Consider the following 15,587-nt stretch of genomic DNA (forward strand, 5'->3'; position numbering starts at 1 on the left):
TGATCAAAGTCCCCGGCCCGCGCGCTGCCTAGCTTTCCCCCATAAACATTCGGGGGAAACCATGCCTGCACAGACCGCCATCTGGCTCGCCGTCATCATCACCGCCTTCGGCGGCTTCGCTCTGGCCCTCGCTTTGGCCGATCGCTACACCGCCGGCAAGCGCTGAAGCCGGGGCGTCCGGCCCTGCTTGCGTTGCAGCCGGGCCTGCGCCTGCTCTAGGCTCCCTGCGGCAACTGCCTTGGGGGGCCTCGCCATGACCGGATTTTCGAGGGGACCATCTCCCGCGCCGCACCGCCGGAGCGGGGCTGTCGGGCGTGTGTTCGGCCTCGCCGCGCTCGCTCTGGTCATCGGCGCGCCCGCGGCCCACGCCACCGGAACGCTCGATTGCAGCATCGACGATGCGGCGGTGTCCTTCGCCGCGCAGACGGCCTTCTCCCACGGCATGGGCGGCAGCTTCAACAATTTCCGCGCCGAGCTGGAGGTGAAGCCGGCGCGCAAGGGCGGGGCTCCGTTCGGCAAGCTGGAGCTGGATGGCGAGGCGCTGGTCCACCACTGGTTCCACGGCCACGAGGTGCGCCTTCACCTCTATCGCGACCTGCCCGATCCCAAGGCCGGCGCCGCCGAACTGGTGATCGAGACCAGGAGCCGGGGCAAGGACGCCGAGAGTTTCGCCGGCCGCTATGTCCTCACCCTCACCACGGTGGATGCGGACGGCACCGAAAAGACCCGCACGCTGAAGGGACGCGCCACATGCTCCGCCGGCTGATCGCCGTTCTCCCGTTCGCCATCGCTTTGGCGCCGTCGCCGGCCCCCGCCGCCGGCCCGGAGGCGCTGCCGCCGTTCGCCTGCAGCGGCCCGTTCGCGGCCGACACCGACGAGGCGGCGCTGATCCGTACGTTCGGGCGCGCCAACGTGGTGTACCGCAGCGTGCCCGCCGCCGAGGGCGAGATGGTGAAGGCCTCCGTGCTGTTCCCCGACGACCCCGCGCGCCGGGTGGAGATCATCTGGCTCGACGAGAAGAAGCGGCGGCGGCCGGGCGACGTGATCGTCCATAACCCCGGCCCGTGGCGCACGGCCGAAGGCATCGGCATCGGCGCGACGCTGGCCGAGGTGGAGGCGGCGAACGGCAAGCCCTTCACCCTGTCCGGCTTCGGCTGGGACTATGGCGGCTCGGTGCTGGACTGGGACGGCGGCCGGCTCGCCAAAAACACCGGCTGCCGGCTGCAGCTCCGGTTCGAGCCGCCCGCCGCCTATCAGGGCGACGTGGATGGGGACCGGGAGTTCCGCTCCGACAACAAGGACATGCGGGCGGCCAAGCCCGTCGTCTACCAGATGCTGCTGAGCTACGGCGGCGAGTGAGCGACTCTCCGGGAGTGAGTGTGAGCGACTTGCCGCCGTCCCTGTGCTAAAGGGGCGGCATGCCTCCCTCCGCCCGACCCCGGCCCGCCGCCGAGATTGCGCCCGCGCCTGCCGCGACCTCTGCGCCTGTGCAGACCCCCGTGCCGTTCTGGCGGACCAAGACCCTCGCCACCATGACGGTGGAGGAATGGGAGAGCCTGTGCGACGGCTGCGGCCGCTGCTGCCTCGTCAAGCTGGAGGACGAGGACTCCGGTGCCGTCGCCTACACGGACGTCGCCTGCCGCCTGTTCGATGCCGGCTCCTGCCGCTGCGCCGACTATCCCAACCGGTCCGAGATCGTGGAAGACTGCGTGCGCCTCACCCCCGAGGCGGTGGAGAGCATCGGCTGGCTGCCGCCCACCTGCGCCTATCGGCTGGTGCGCGAGGGCAAGGACCTGCCGTTCTGGCATCCTTTGGTGTCCGGCACGCGGGACACGGTGGTCAGCGCGGGCATCTCGGTACACGGACGGGTCGCGGGGCTGGAAAGCGAGTTCGGCCTGTTCGAGCTGGTGGACCACATCGTCAACTGGCCAGCCCGCTGGCCGCGCGGCGCGAAGGGGACCCAGACAGGGGCACAGGCGCCTGTGAAACGCCCCCGAACGCGGGCCAAATCGGGCGCGTAAGGGAACGGGTGCGCCAGAGACGAGGGTATCCGGACGGGCGCCTGAACGGGCCTATTCCGCCGCCGTGCCCGTCTTTTTCTTGCGGGCGTCCACCGGCGCCGGCTCGATGAGGTGGCGGCATTCCTCGGCGGTGAGCGGCTCGCCGAACACCACGCCCTGCCCGTATTCGCAGCCGAAGCGGGTCATCTCGGCGGCTTCCACTTCCTTCTCCAGCCCTTCGGCCATCACGTCCATGCCCAGGTCGTGGGCCAGATCGATCATGGCGCCGACGATCACCGGCCGGGCGGCGCGGGACGGCCCCTTGGCCACCGAGCGCACGAAGCGCGGGTCGATCTTCACGCTGTCGAACGGGAAGCGCTGGAGATAGGCGAGGGAGGAATAGCCGGTGCCGAAATCGTCGAGGCACAGGCCCGCGCCCAGCTCGCGCATGCGGCCCAGCACCACGGCGGCATATTCCGGGTTTTCCATCACCAGCCCTTCGGTGACTTCCAGCTTCAGCGAGCCGGGCGCCACCGTGTTGCGGGCGAGCACCGATTTCAGGTCCTGGATCAGATCGTGCCGCAGCAGCTGGCGGGACGAGACGTTGACGTGCATGAACAGCGGCGGGTCCACGCGCAACAGGCGCTGCCACTGGCCGAGCTGGCGCGCCGCGCGGTCGAGCACGAACAGGCCGAGGTCGAGGATGAGCCCGGTCTCCTCGGCCAGCAGGATGAATTCCGAGGCGGCAAGCTCGCCGAGGCGCGGGTGGTTCCAGCGCATATAGGCCTCGAAGCCGCCGATGGCCCGGTCGCCGAGGCGCACGATGGGCTGGTAGCGGACCGAGATCTGCTCCTTCTCCAGCGCCTCGCGCAGCTCCTGCTCCAGCACCACGCGGTCGATCTTCTGCTGGCGCATGGCCGGGCGGAACACCTCGATGCGGTCGCCGCCGATGCGCTTGGCGTAATACATGGCCAGTTCGGCGTCTTTCAGCACCTCGTCGCGCTTCACCTGGTCCGGTCCGGACAGGACGAGGCCGATGGAGGCGGTGACGAACACCTCCCGGTCGGCGAAGGCGATGGGCGCGCGCAGCGAGCGGCGGAGCGTGTCGGCAAAGGTGGTGATGCGCTCGGCGTCGCGCTCGGACATGAGGATGATGCCGAACTGGTCGCCGGAGATGCGGGCCAAAGTGTCCTGCGGCTTCAGAAGCCGCGTCATGCGGCGGGCGACGGTGAGCAGGATGGAATCCGCCACCGCCATGCCCACCTGCACGTTGAGCTGCTTGAAGCGGTCGAGGTCGATCACCATCACCGTCGGCTTCACCTTGTCGTCGAGGCGGGCGGCGACGAGGGCCTGGTGCAGGCGATCGAGGAAGAGTTCGCGGTTGGGCAGGCCGGTGAGGTTGTCGCGCACCGCGTCGTGCAGCAGGCGCTCGGCGGCGATGCGCTCGCCGGTCACGTCCGTGAGGGTGCCGATGCAGCGCACCACCTCGCCGTCCGCGCCCACCACGGGGCGGGCCTTGAGGTTGAAGGTGAGATAGTGGCCGTCGATGGCGCGCAGGCGGAAGTCCTGGTCGATGCGGCCGCGGCGCTGGTCGATGATGCCGTCGAGGGTGGCGCGGAAGCGGTCGCGGTCGGCGGGGTGCAGCACCTCCAGCCAGCCGGCGGCCTCGGTCTCCAGTGAATGGCGCTTCAGGCCCAGCGCCTCCTCGGCCTCGGGGGAGGTGTAGATGCGGTCGGTGTCCACATCCCAGTCCCACACGATGAGGCCGGAGCCGGCCAGCGCCAGCGCGCGGCGCTCCAGCTCCGAGGCGGAGCCCTGGATGCCGCCGATGCCGGCGAAGGCGTGCTGCATCACGGTGAAGCCGATGAGCATGACGATGAGCACGAGGCCGCCCGAGAGCGCGGGGGCGGCGAGATCGTTGGTGACGTAGCCGGCGACCGTGAGCCCCGCCATCAACACCCACACCACCAGCAGCGACCAGGTGGGGATGATGAGCACCGCGCGGTCGAAGCCGTGCTGCGACAGCCAGATCACCACGCCGAACCCGGCCACCGCCACCGCCAGCAGCGAGAGGCGGGCGATGCCCGCCGCCACCGGCGCATCGAGCAGCGCCACCACCACGAGGGCGGCGAGGAAGACCAGCCAGCCGGCGGCCACATGCACGTAGCGCACATGCCAGCGGTTGAGGTTGAGATAGGCGAACAGGAAGACGAGGAGCGTCGCGGTGAGGATCGCCTCGCCCGCCGCCCGCCAGAACTGCTCGGCGATGGGGGAGAGGCCGAACACCTTGGACCAGAAGGCGAAGTCGAGGCCGATATAGCCGAGCACGGCCCAGGCCAGCGCCGCGGCGGCCGGGAACATCACCGAGCCCTTCACCACGAACAGGATGGTGAGGAACAGCGCCAGCAGGCCGGCGATGCCGATGACGATGCCGTGGTAGAGGGTGAAGGCGTTCACCCGGTCCTTGTAGGCGTCGGGCTCCCACAGCTGCAGCTGGGGCAGGCTGGGCGAGCCGAGTTCCACCACGAAGGTGACGGTGGAGCCGGGGTCCAGCGTGATGAGGAACACGTCCGCATCCGGCGCCGACTGGCGTTCCGGCTTGAAGCCCTGGCTGGGCGTCAAGGAGAGGATGCGGCGGTTGCCGAGGTCGGGCCAGAACAGGCCGGAGCCGGACATGCGGTAGTGCGGCGCGACGATGAGGCGGTCCACCTGCTCGTCGGTATTGTTGGTGAGGGCGAAGGCGATCCACTCGCCATGGCTGCGCCCGTCGGAGGTCGGCACCTCGATGCGGCGCACGACGCCCTCGGCATCGGGGGCGGTGGAAATCTGGTAGCGGCCGTCCTCGGTGGTCTGGCGCTCGACGGCCGGCAGCAGGTCCACCACCTTGGCATCGAGCCTAAGCGCAATCGCCTCCATCGCCTGCGCGCTGCCGGTGAGCGCACAGAGCAGGAGGAGGAGCGCCACGGGCAGAGCGAGGACGCCGGCGAGAAACGACCGCAAATTCAGGTCTCCGCATCCGGCATGGAACCGGACCGATCAGCCTTGGAACATGCCCGAAGCCGGATGCCCCGCGCATGGAGGGCGCGCGGCATTGCGACGGACGCTGGATTCACCTTGGGGCCATCAGGATGGGAAAACGCCACCACGCACCACGGAACATCACGCAAGGTCAACCGCGCCGGCTTGTGTCGAAGAGGCTGCGCCGCGGTCCACACCGTGAATCATCTATCCAAGCGTTGCGGCCGGAGCAAGGCGCACGCGCGCTCTGGCATCGTTCCAGACTGGAAAGAGGGGCCCCGGAACGACGATGCGCGCCCTTGGGGGGCGCGCATCGCGGATCGGGTGATCGGTTCGCTCAGAAGAAGCGGCGGGCGGCGTCGCGATCCTCGGCGAGGGGCGCGGGCTCGCGCGAGAGGCGGGCGGCCTCCTCGCGGCGCACATATTCGGAGAACGGGTCGAGGGCGGCTTCCACCGCTTCCTCGGCCTGGGCCGAGACCACTTCCAGCGGCGGCTGCTGCACCGGGCGGGCGACGGGGGCGGCGGCGGCCTCCACCGGAACGGCGCGGTCGGAATCGGTGGTGCGGGACGCCTTGGCGTCGAGCCACGGCAGCGGATAGGGCGAGGCGATGAAGGCCACGCCGTCTTCCTGCTCCCAGGCGATCATGTGGACCGCTTCCTCGGCCGGCATGCCGGGCAGGGAGAACATCTGCGGGATGTCCCGCGCGCTGCCGCTCCAGCCGATGGTGTGGGCCAGCTGGAAGGCTTCGTCGAGGAAGGCGGTCACCGCCGCGAGGCGGTCGGCGCGGAGCGACTGGGCGAAGTCCACATCCAGAAGACGGCGCAGATACGCCTCCACGCTGTCGCCGGCCGCCCACTGGGAGCCGGAGGCGAACTGGTAAACATAGACGCGCGGATTAGCCATCACGCAGCTCCGAATAATCTCTACTGGGCGCTCCTCATATCAAAGGAGCCCAGGAAACACAAAAGTGCGCCCAAAGAGCATGCGCCGTGCCAATTCAATGGCAACTAAGCCGGCGCTTCATTCTCCTTGCGGGAGGGAGGTACGCACTGGCGGCGGGTTCCATTCAATCTGAGGGGACCCCGGACCATCCTGAGGCCGGGATGGTTAATTCTTCGTTGCCGTCCTGCGGACGCAAGGTCATTCCCGTGGCCGGGCGATATTGTACAAAGAGGCCATGCAGATGCCTCCCGCCCCCGGCACCGATCCGAAAAGCCACGGCCTGTGGGCGATGACCGCCCCGCCGCCGCCGGAGACCACCCCGCTCGCGGGTGACGCGCGTGGCGACGCGCGGGTCGATGTGGCCGTGGTGGGTGCCGGCTATACCGGCCTCGCCGCCGCGCTCCGTCTGGCCGGGGCGGGCGCGCGGGTGACGGTGCTGGAGGCGGCCGGCATCGGCTCCGGCGGAGCGGGGCGCAATGTGGGCCTCGTCAATGCCGGGCTCTGGGTGATGCCCGACGACATCGTCGCCACCCTCGGCGCCGAGAAGGGCGAGGGGCTGCTCTCGCTCCTCGGCGGGGCGCCGGCGGAGGTGTTCGCCCTCGTCGCCCGCCACGCCATCGCCTGCGAGGCGACGCCCAACGGCACGCTGCATTGCGCGGTCGGTCGCGCCGGGCGGGCCGAGATCGAGGCCCGCGCCGCCCAGTGGCAGGCGCGCGGCGCGCCAGTGCACCTGCTCAATGCGGACGCCGCCCGCACGATGATCGGCGGCGGCACCTATCGCGGCGCGCTGCTGGACGACCGCGCCGGCACCATCCAGCCCCTCGCTTACGCCCGCGGCCTTGCCCGCGCGGCGATGGGCGCCGGGGCGGTGATCCATACCGCAAGCCCGGTGCGGGCGGCGGAGGAGGAGGCCGGCGGCTGGGTGTTGCGCACCGATGGGGGCCGGCTGGCGGCCGACTGGATCATCGTCGCGACCGACGCCTACAGCTTCGGGCCGTGGGAGCGCCTCGCCCGCGAGCAGGTGCCGCTGCCCTATTTCAACTTCGCCACCCCTCCCGTGCCCGAGGCCTTGCGCCAGCACATCCTGCCCGGCCGGCAGGGCATATGGGACACCCAGCAGGTGCTCACCTCCCTGCGCTACGACGCGGCCGGGCGGCTGGTGTTCGGCAGCATCGGCGCGCTCGGCGGGCTGGCGGGCGTGCATGAAGCCTATGCCCGGCGCGCGCTGGCCCGCCTCTTCCCGGAGCTGCCGCCGGCGCCGTTCGAGGCCGGCTGGTTCGGCACCATCGGCATGACCGACGATGCCCTGCCGCGCTTCCGGCGCCTCGCGCGCAACGTCGTCTCCATCAGCGGCTACAACGGCCGGGGGATCGGGCCGGGCACGGTGTTCGGCCGCCTGCTGGCCGATCTGGTGCTGGGGCGCATCCGGCCGGAGGAGGTGCCGCTGCCGGAACGCGAGGTGACGGTCCCGCGCTGGCGGGCGGCGCAGGCGGCCTTCTATGCGGCCGGTTCTGCCGCCGCGCATCTGGTGGGGGAGCGGCGGCCCGGCTGACGAGCCGGCGGCCCGGCCTGCCGCAAGGCGGCTATTCCTCCGTCACGCTCTCCCATGTGGCATGGCGGGCATGGGGCCGCTTCGCCAGGCGGTCGGTGATGGCGTCCAGTTCGGCGGGGACCACCGAGGTGGTCACGAGCTTCGCCACCAGCACCACGGCGCCGTCGGTGCCGGGCTCCTCGTCCACGTCGCTGACGAGATATTTCTCGCCCTCCAGCGTGTCGATGAGCACGTCGCGCAGATCGGCGGCGGCGGCGGAATCCACCGTGAGGCGCACCTCGTAGCTGACTTCCGAGCGGCGGGCGTCGAGGGGTGCGCGGTCGATGGCGCGGGCGACGGGGCGCAGCACCGTGTTGCCGGCGATGATGATGAAGGTGATGAGCGCCGCCTCGGCCAGGCGGTCGGCTCCGGCGCAGCTGCCCACGGCGGCCGAGCACCAGAGCGTCGCGGCCGTGTTGAGGCCGCGCACGTTCATGCCTTCCTTCATGATGACGCCGGCGCCGAGAAAGCCGACACCCGTCACCACGTTGGCGGCGACGCGCATGGCATCGCTCGGGCCGCCGAGGCTGGCGGCGAGATCGACGAAGGCGGCGGAGCCCACGGCCACGAGCACGTTGGTGCGAAGCCCGGCGGTGCGCTGGCGATATTGCCGCTCGGCGCCGATCAGCGTGCCGAACAGGAAGGCGGCGGCAAGGCTCACCACGGTATCGAGGAACTGCACCCCGTGGAAATTGGAAACGAACTGCACCCGAAACTCCTTCCCCCTCGACACCGCCGGCGACTGTATACCGCCTCGCCCAGGATGATGGCGAAGCCAAGGGCAGTGTGCGACCGGCCGTCCTGTTTCACAGCTGCGCGCGCCGGATTGTCGCGTCAGCGTGGAACTGCTAAAAACCCGCCCCATGCGACAGACGCGTGACCATCGCCACAGCCTCGACCGGGCGGCCCATTGCGGGGCCGGCCCGTTCGCGCGCACGACGATGGAGTTCGCGGCGGTGCCCGACCATGTGCGCCTGCCCGGCCGCTTCTTCGGCCGCTTCACCACGGCGGCGTCCTCGGTGCTTTGACGCCCGCCTTTGACGCGCCCGCACGCGGCGCGACGGACAACCGCCCTCCATCGTTACCGGCCCGGCCGCACCGACGCGCGCCGGCCTCTCCTCAGGACACAATGCGATGAACGCCCCGGTCAACGGCCCCAAGACCCTTTACGACAAGATCTTCGACGACCACGTCGTCTCCCGGCAGGACGACGGCACCTGCCTGCTCTACATCGACCGCCACCTGGTGCACGAAGTGACGAGCCCGCAGGCCTTCGAGGGCCTGCGCATGACGGGGCGCAAGGTGCGCGCGCCGCAGAAGACCCTCGCCGTGGTGGACCACAACGTCCCCACCACCGACCGCACTTTGCCGAACCCGGACCCGGAGAGCGTCGCGCAGATCGCCGCGCTCGCCGAGAACACCAAGGAATTCGGCGTCGAATATTATGACGGCTTCGACAAGCGCCAGGGCGTGGTGCACGTGGTCGGCCCCGAGCAGGGCTTCACCTTGCCCGGCACTACCATTGTCTGCGGCGACAGCCACACCTCCACCCACGGCGCGTTCGGCGCCCTCGCCCATGGCATCGGCACGTCCGAGGTGGAGCATGTGCTCGCCACCCAGACGCTGATCCAGAAGAAGGCGAAGAACATGCGCGTCACCGTCTCCGGGCCGCTGCCCGAAGGCGTCGGCGCCAAGGACGTGGTGCTCGCCATCATCGGTACCATCGGCACGGCGGGCGGCACCGGCTACGTCATCGAATATGCCGGCGAAGGCATCACCTCCCTCTCCATGGAAGGGCGGATGACCGTCTGCAACATGTCCATCGAGGGCGGCGCCCGCGCGGGCATGGTGGCCCCCGACGAGAAGGCGTTCGAGTATCTCAAGGGCCGGCCGAAGTCCCCCAAGGGCGCCGACTGGGATGCCGCGCTGCGCTTCTGGCAGACCCTGCGCTCGGACGAGGGCGCCCATTTCGACGCCGAGATCCATCTCGACGGCGCCAATTTGCCGCCCATCGTTTCCTGGGGCACCAGCCCCGAGGACGTGGTGTCCGTCGAGGGCGTCGTGCCCGATCCGGCGCTCATCGAGGACGAGGGCAAGCGCGCCGCCAAGATCCGCGCGCTGGGCTACATGGGCCTCACGGCGGGCACGAAGATCCAGGACATCACCATCGACCGGGCCTTCATCGGCTCTTGCACCAACGGGCGCATCGAGGACCTGCGGCAGGCGGCGGCCATCGCCCGCGGCCACAAGGTGAACCCGAACGTCTCCGCCATGGTAGTGCCGGGCTCCGGCCTCGTGAAGGAGCAGGCCGAGGCCGAGGGTCTGGACAAGATCTTCATCGAGGCGGGCTTCGAGTGGCGCGAGCCGGGCTGCTCCATGTGCCTCGCCATGAATGCCGACCGCCTCGCCCCCGAGGAGCGCTGCGCCTCCACCTCGAACCGCAATTTCGAGGGCCGTCAGGGCTTCAAGGGCCGCACCCACCTCGTCTCCCCCGCCATGGCGGCGGCGGCGGCCATCGCCGGCCACTTCGTGGACGTGCGGAACTGGCCGAAGGCGTGAGCCTCTTTCCTTCCTGAACACAGACGGCCGGGCTTCATCGCCCGGCCGTTTTCGTATCCGGGCCTCACTCCGCCAACTGGTAGGTGAGCGGCAGCCAGCGATAGGCGCCGCCCTGCCGCTCCACATAGCCCACCGACGGGAAGGACGTGTGATAGCCCACTACCGGGATGCGGTCGGTGGCGGCCATGTCGTAGATGCGCTTGCGGGTGGCGGCGCCCTGCGTCTTGTCCATGTCGAACAGGGCGTGCCACTCGGGATGCGCCAGCGACGCCACCTCGTGGTGGGCGCAATCGCCCCAGACCAGCAGCCGCTTGCCCCCGCTCTCCAGATGGAAGGCCAGATGGCCGGGCGTGTGCCCGAAGGCCTCCACCGCATGGATGCCGGGCACGATCTCGGCGCCCGGCCGCACCCGCGTGACACGATCGGCGAAGGGGGCGAGGTTGCTGGCGAACACCTGCGCGGTGGCGCGTTCGAGGCTGTCGGGCGCCGCTGAAAGGCGCTCGGGCGCGGCCCAGTAGGCATATTCCGCATCGCCGATGACGTAGCGGGCCTTGGGAAACACCTCTTTCCCCGCCTCCACCAGCCCGCCGATATGGTCCACATGGGCGTGGGACAGCACCACCACGTCCACCTGCTCGGGCGCATAGCCGGCGGCGGCGATCTGTTGGGTGAGCCAGCCGCCGTTCGGCCTCGGGATGAAGCCGTTCGCACCATTGCCCGCATCGAACAGCAGGAGCTGGGACCCGGTGTTCACCAGCGTGGGGGTGAAGCCGGGCCGGAAGCGCGTTTCCGGCAGCAGGCTGGCCTGCATCAGCGCCGCCATCTCCGCCGCCGGCCGGTCCTCGCCGACGATGGGCCAGGGGCCGTCGATCATGGCAGCCGCGTCGAGCACGGTCGTCACCTCGAACGCGCCCAGCCGGAAGCGGAAGGGTGTGACGGCGAGGGCGCCACGCTGGGGCGCCATGGCGCTCGCGCGGCGCGCGCGCAGGAGCGTCGGCGCGGCGATGGCGGCGGCGAGAAGGGCGCGGCGGCTGGGCGCGCCGCGGGGCGTTGGCGTCTGCATGGCGGTCCCCCTGCGGGCCGCTTTGTGCAGCCCGCGGCGATGTGATGAAGTGCCGGCGGGAGGAGCCTAGGCATGGGCACGCGGCCCCGCTTGTACGAACGTGCTGCGCCGGGGACGGCGGGCCTAGGGCCGCTCTGGTTCCTGGATGCGGGCCGGACCTTCTTCGCCGGGCCGCTCGTCTACAATGCCCCGCACCAGCACGGCGCCCCGGTATTCCTTGCCGGGCTCTACGGGCCGTTCGGGCTCAGGGTCCAAGGCGGCAGCTGGCAGGTGTGCCGCACCGCGCTGGTGCCGGCGGGCGTGGTGCACGAGCTGGATGTGGGCGGCGAGCCCATCGCCGTCTTCTATCTGGAGCCGAGCGTGGACGGCGCCCATGCGCTGGCGCCTCTGGTCGCCAATGCGCGGGAGGAGCAGGGCGCCCTCTTCGGCGGCGGGGGCGGGCTGCCGCTGCTGCGCGAACTGTGGGAGGCACCGGACGCGGCCGGCTGGGCCGGCGCGGCCTTGACCGATGTGGTGGATGTCTCCCGCAGGCGCGCCCGTGCCGGGCTTGATCCCCGCATCCAGCGGGTGGCGGCGGCGATGACCGATGCGGAGCGCGTGCCGGAACTTGCCGCCCTCGCTCGCGAGGTGGGCCTGTCTCCCTCGCGCCTGCAACACCTGTTCACCGCCGAGATGGGCGTGCCGTTCCGCCGCTATCGCGCGTGGGGGCGGATGCGGCGGGCCATCGCCGAGATCGCCGACGGCAGCAGCTTCACCGCCGCCGCCCATGCGGCCGGCTTTGCCGATCAGGCGCACTTCACCCACGACTTCCGCCGCACCTTCGGCGCGGCGCCCTCCCAGAGCCTGCGCGGCGTGCGGCTGTGATCGCCCGTCAGCCCACCCAGTCGAGACCGATGTCGAGGATGGGGGCGCTGTGGGTCAGCCAGCCCACGGAGATGAGGTCTACGCCGGACGCCGCGATGGCAGGCGCCGTCTCGCGGTTCACCCGACCCGAGGCTTCGGTGAGCATCCGCCCGCCGACCATGCGCACGGCCTCGGCGAGGGTGGCGGGGGTCATGTTGTCGAGCAGCACCGCATCGGCGCCGAGCGTCAGCAGCTCTTCCAGCTGGGCGAGGGTGTCCACCTCCACCTCGATCTTGACCATATGACCGGCGCGGGCGCGCACGCGCCTGACCGCCTCGGCCACCGAGCCGGCGATGGCGACATGGTTGTCCTTCACCAGCACCGCATCATCGAGGCCGAAGCGGTGGTTGGCGCCGCCGCCGGCGCGCACGGCGTATTTCTCCAGCGCGCGCAGGCCGGGCGTGGTCTTGCGGGTGCAGACGATCTGCGCCTTGTGGCCCGCCACCGCATCCGCCAGCGAGGCGGTCGCTGTGGCGATGCCGGAGAGGCGGCAGGCGAGGTTGAGGCCTGTGCGCTCGCCGGTGAGGAGCGCGCGCGAGGGGCCTTCCACCTCGGCCAGCACGGTGCCCGAGGCAACGCGCGAACCGTCCGCCACGATGGGGGTGAAGCGCACGTCCGGGTTCAGCAGGCGGAAGGCGAGGCGGGCGCAGTCGAGGCCCGCCACCACGCCGTCCTGACGGGCGGCGAGCACGAGGCGGCTGATGTGTCCCGCCGGCACCACCGCATCGGTGGTGATGTCCCCGGCGCGGCCGAGATCTTCCAGCAGCGCGGCGCGGACGATGGGCTCCACCATCAATTCGGGGAGCGGGTCGAGGGCGGCCATGGCGGCTCCGTTCGATGGGGTCATTTCCCCGTTTCGCGGAACGGGGAAATGATCCATGTTATTGAGTTGACGCATTTTCTTCACGCGAACCGGTACCCACTTCGCTCGAAAATGCTTTAGGCGAAGGCGAGGTCCGGCACGCGCACGCGCCGGGCGGCGGCGAGCGCCGCGGGAAGGGTGATGCGCGAGCGCCGGGCCACCGTCGCAGTCTGCGGAAAGTCGGTGCGCGCATGGGCGCCGCGGCTTTCTGTGCGGGCGAGGGCGGAGGCCGCCATCATCAGGCCGACACGGGCCGGAGCTGCGGCGGGGCCTGAGCCTTCGGCCAGCGGCAGCAGGCGGGCGAGCGCCGTCGTCAGCCCCTCCGCATCGCGGGTGACGCCGACGAGGCGGGAGACGATGGCGCGGGCCGGAGCCGCATCGGCCGCCGTGGGCAGCGAGGACGGCGCGGGCGTGATGGTCCGTCCGGCCGCCTGCCCGGCGATGCTCTGCGCCACCTCCCGCCCGCACACCACCGCCTCCAGCAGGGAGTTGGAGGCGAGGCGGTTGGCGCCGTGCAGGCCCGTGGCGGCGCACTCGCCCGCCGCCCAGAGGCCGGGGACGGTGCTGCGGCCGTGTTCATCCACGGCGATGCCGCCCATGTGGTAGTGCGCGGCGGGGCGGATGGGCACGAGGTCGGTGGCCGGATCGATGCCGGCGGCGCGGCAGCCGGCCGCCACCTGCGGGAAGCGGGCGGCGAAGCGCGCGCCGAGGCTGGCGCGGGCGTCGAGGAACACGTCGCGCCCCGCCACCACTTCGCGCCAGACGGCACGGGCCACCACATCGCGCGGCGCCAGCTCCTTCCCCGGCACGTTCTCCAGAATGCGCCGGCCAGCGCCGTCCACGATGAGCGCGCCTTCCCCGCGCACCGCCTCGCTGATGAGGGGGAGCGGGCGGGCGGGCGTCGCCAGCGCGGTCGGGTGGAACTGCACGAATTCGAGGTCCGCCAGCTCCGCCCCGGCGTCGGCGGCCAGCGCGATTCCCACGCCCCAGGAGGCGACGGGATTGGTGGTGTGTTCGTAGAGCGCGCCGACCCCGCCCGTCGCCAGCACGAGGCGGCGTGTGGCGAGCACCCGCGCGCCTCCGGCCGTGGCCACGAGCAGGCCGCAGACTGCGCCATCGCGCATCAGGATGCGCCGCGCCTCGCCCTCGACGAGGGTGATGGAGGGGCAGGCGCGCGCAGCTTCCGACAGAGCGCGCACCAGCTCCCGCCCGGTGCCGTCGCCATCCGCATGGACGATGCGGCGCCGGCTGTGGGCGGCTTCGAGGCCGAGCAGCAGGCCGCCGGCCGCGTCGCGGTCGAAGCGCACGCCGAGGCGCTCCAGCGCCGCGATGGCATCAGGTCCGGCGGACAGGATGCGGCGGGCGGCCTCGGCATCGCAGAGACCGTCGCCCGCCGCCAGCGTGTCTTCGAGGTGGAGCGCGTCGTCGTCGTCCAGCCCGACGCTGGCGGCGATGCCGCCCTGCGCCAGCGGGCTGGAGCCGTCCGTGCCGAGCGGCGCGCGGGTGACGAGCACCACCGGCTCGGGGGCGAGGAAGAGGGCGGCTGCAAGCCCGGCGATGCCGGCGCCGACTATGACGGGACGGCCTTCTAAAGGCGTGTGGGTCATAGCGCCAGCATCCGCTCGACCGAGCCCCGGGCGCGCGCGGCGATCTCGGGGTCGATGGTGACTTCGTGGAGATTGTTCTCCAGCGCGGCGCGGATATTGCGGAGCGTGATCTTCTTCATGTGCGGGCAGAGATTGCAGGGGCGCACGAAGTCGATGTCGGGATAGTGGACCGCCACATTGTCGGCCATGGAGCATTCGGTGAGCAGCACCACGCGGGGCGGGCGCTTCTCGCTCACATAGTCGCTCATGGCGGCGGTGGAGCCGGCGAAATCGGCTTCCGCCACCACTTCCGGCGGGCATTCCGGGTGGACCAGCACGGTGACGCCGGGATTGGCCGCGCGCAGCTCGCGCACGTCGGCGGCGGTGAACAGCTCGTGCACCTCGCACTGGCCGGCCCAGGAGATGATCTCGATGCCGGTCTCGGCGGCGACATTCTTCGCCAGATACTGGTCCGGCAGCATGATGACCTTGGGCACGCCGAACGACTTCACCACCCGCGCCGCATTGCCCGAGGTGCAGCACACGTCCACCTCGGCCTTCACGGCGGCGGACGTGTTCACATAGGCGATCACCGGCACGCCGGGATGGGCGGCGCGCATGAGGCGCACGTCGGCGGCGGTGATGGAATCGGCGAGCGAGCAGCCGGCGTCCTGATCGGGAATGAGGACGGTCTTGCCCGGGTTCAGCAGCTTCGCCGTCTCGGCCATGAAGTAGACACCGGCCAGCACGATCACGTCCGCATCCACCCGCATGGCCTCGCGGGCCAGCGCCAGGCTGTCGCCCACGATGTCGGCGACGCAGTGGAAGATTTCCGGCGTCTGGTAGTTGTGCGCGAGGATGACGGCGTTGCGCTCGCGCTTCAGCCGGAGGATCGCCTCCGCATCCTCGGCGAGGAAGGCCCAGTCGGCGGGCGGTACCACCCGGCGGACCTTCTCGTAGAGCGGCGCCGTGCGGGCGAAGGCCGCCGCGAGGGCATCCGGAGTGGCAGAAACGGGGGCGGCGGAAAGGGTGGATGCGACCATTGTCTATACTCAGTTTGAG

General features: G+C 70.9%; 14 protein-coding genes. 7 read left to right on the top strand and 7 right to left on the bottom strand.

What is annotated here, in order from left to right; translation table 11 throughout:
• Positions 1 to 253: 253 nt before the first annotated feature.
• The 3 genes from A37E_RS0111810 (at position 254) to A37E_RS0111820 (ending at position 2,021) form a co-directional block, all read left to right on the top strand.
• On the top strand, positions 254 to 766 hold the full coding sequence (locus A37E_RS0111810; RefSeq protein WP_156026296.1) for a hypothetical protein: 513 nt from the start codon (positions 254 to 256) through the stop codon (positions 764 to 766).
• A complete protein-coding gene (locus tag A37E_RS25945) occupies positions 751 to 1,359 on the top strand; it encodes a hypothetical protein (RefSeq protein WP_029556775.1) in 609 nt (202 codons plus the stop codon). The genes A37E_RS0111810 and A37E_RS25945 overlap by 16 nt, the downstream gene beginning before the upstream one ends.
• Before the next feature lie 140 nt (positions 1,360 to 1,499).
• Positions 1,500 to 2,021, top strand: coding sequence for a YcgN family cysteine cluster protein (locus tag A37E_RS0111820; RefSeq protein ID WP_280938442.1), 522 nt, complete (start codon positions 1,500 to 1,502; stop codon positions 2,019 to 2,021).
• A gap of 51 nt (positions 2,022 to 2,072) precedes the next feature.
• Here A37E_RS0111820 and A37E_RS0111825 read toward each other — a convergent pair whose 3' ends face one another.
• The gene (locus tag A37E_RS0111825) at positions 2,073 to 4,916 is read right to left on the bottom strand and encodes an EAL domain-containing protein (protein ID WP_245279447.1); all 2,844 of its coding nucleotides are present in this window, start codon (positions 4,914 to 4,916) and stop codon (positions 2,073 to 2,075) included.
• A gap of 439 nt (positions 4,917 to 5,355) precedes the next feature.
• Entirely contained in the window at positions 5,356 to 5,922 is a 567-nt protein-coding gene (locus A37E_RS0111830) for a hypothetical protein (RefSeq protein WP_029556778.1), read from the bottom strand.
• Positions 5,923 to 6,202: 280 nt separating this feature from the next.
• Between A37E_RS0111830 and A37E_RS0111835 the strand changes: the two genes are divergently transcribed.
• On the top strand, positions 6,203 to 7,513 hold the full coding sequence (locus A37E_RS0111835) for an FAD-binding oxidoreductase (RefSeq protein WP_029556779.1): 1,311 nt from the start codon (positions 6,203 to 6,205) through the stop codon (positions 7,511 to 7,513).
• A gap of 31 nt (positions 7,514 to 7,544) precedes the next feature.
• On the opposite strand, the gene A37E_RS0111840 is transcribed toward A37E_RS0111835, so the two are convergent.
• Complete coding sequence (locus A37E_RS0111840) at positions 7,545 to 8,261, bottom strand: MgtC/SapB family protein (RefSeq protein ID WP_029556780.1); 717 nt, start codon at positions 8,259 to 8,261, stop codon at positions 7,545 to 7,547.
• Positions 8,262 to 8,415: 154 nt separating this feature from the next.
• Between A37E_RS0111840 and A37E_RS26870 the strand changes: the two genes are divergently transcribed.
• Together A37E_RS26870 and leuC are read left to right on the top strand one after the other, a co-directional pair.
• Positions 8,416 to 8,580: a hypothetical protein gene (locus A37E_RS26870; protein WP_155982206.1), complete on the top strand. Its 165-nt coding sequence runs from the start codon at positions 8,416 to 8,418 to the stop codon at positions 8,578 to 8,580.
• 106 nt (positions 8,581 to 8,686) lie between these two features.
• Positions 8,687 to 10,111: a 3-isopropylmalate dehydratase large subunit gene (leuC, locus tag A37E_RS0111850; RefSeq protein ID WP_029556781.1), complete on the top strand. Its 1,425-nt coding sequence runs from the start codon at positions 8,687 to 8,689 to the stop codon at positions 10,109 to 10,111.
• Between the two features lie 64 nt (positions 10,112 to 10,175).
• Here leuC and A37E_RS0111855 read toward each other — a convergent pair whose 3' ends face one another.
• Complete coding sequence (locus A37E_RS0111855; RefSeq protein WP_029556782.1) at positions 10,176 to 11,174, bottom strand: MBL fold metallo-hydrolase; 999 nt, start codon at positions 11,172 to 11,174, stop codon at positions 10,176 to 10,178.
• Between the two features lie 72 nt (positions 11,175 to 11,246).
• Here A37E_RS0111855 and A37E_RS0111860 point away from each other — a divergent pair, with 72 nt between their 5' ends.
• Positions 11,247 to 12,038, top strand: coding sequence for an AraC family transcriptional regulator (locus A37E_RS0111860; RefSeq protein ID WP_029556783.1), 792 nt, complete (start codon positions 11,247 to 11,249; stop codon positions 12,036 to 12,038).
• A gap of 7 nt (positions 12,039 to 12,045) precedes the next feature.
• Here A37E_RS0111860 and nadC read toward each other — a convergent pair whose 3' ends face one another.
• The 3 genes from nadC to nadA all read right to left on the bottom strand — a co-directional run bounded on the left by nadC (position 12,046) and on the right by nadA (position 15,568).
• Positions 12,046 to 12,900, bottom strand: a complete 855-nt coding sequence (nadC, locus tag A37E_RS0111865; protein ID WP_029556784.1) for a carboxylating nicotinate-nucleotide diphosphorylase — start codon at positions 12,898 to 12,900, stop codon at positions 12,046 to 12,048.
• A gap of 116 nt (positions 12,901 to 13,016) precedes the next feature.
• The gene (locus A37E_RS0111870) at positions 13,017 to 14,546 is read right to left on the bottom strand and encodes an L-aspartate oxidase (protein ID WP_029556785.1); all 1,530 of its coding nucleotides are present in this window, start codon (positions 14,544 to 14,546) and stop codon (positions 13,017 to 13,019) included.
• Positions 14,543 to 15,568 carry a quinolinate synthase NadA gene (gene nadA / locus A37E_RS0111875; protein ID WP_029556786.1) on the bottom strand — a complete coding sequence of 342 codons (1,026 nt, stop codon included), beginning with the start codon at positions 15,566 to 15,568 and terminating at the stop codon, positions 14,543 to 14,545. The genes A37E_RS0111870 and nadA overlap by 4 nt, the downstream gene beginning before the upstream one ends.
• Positions 15,569 to 15,587 lie beyond the last annotated feature (19 nt).

The sequence above is a fragment of the Xanthobacter sp. 91 genome, from assembly GCF_000702385.1.
Classification (GTDB): domain Bacteria; phylum Pseudomonadota; class Alphaproteobacteria; order Rhizobiales; family Xanthobacteraceae; genus Xanthobacter; species Xanthobacter aminoxidans.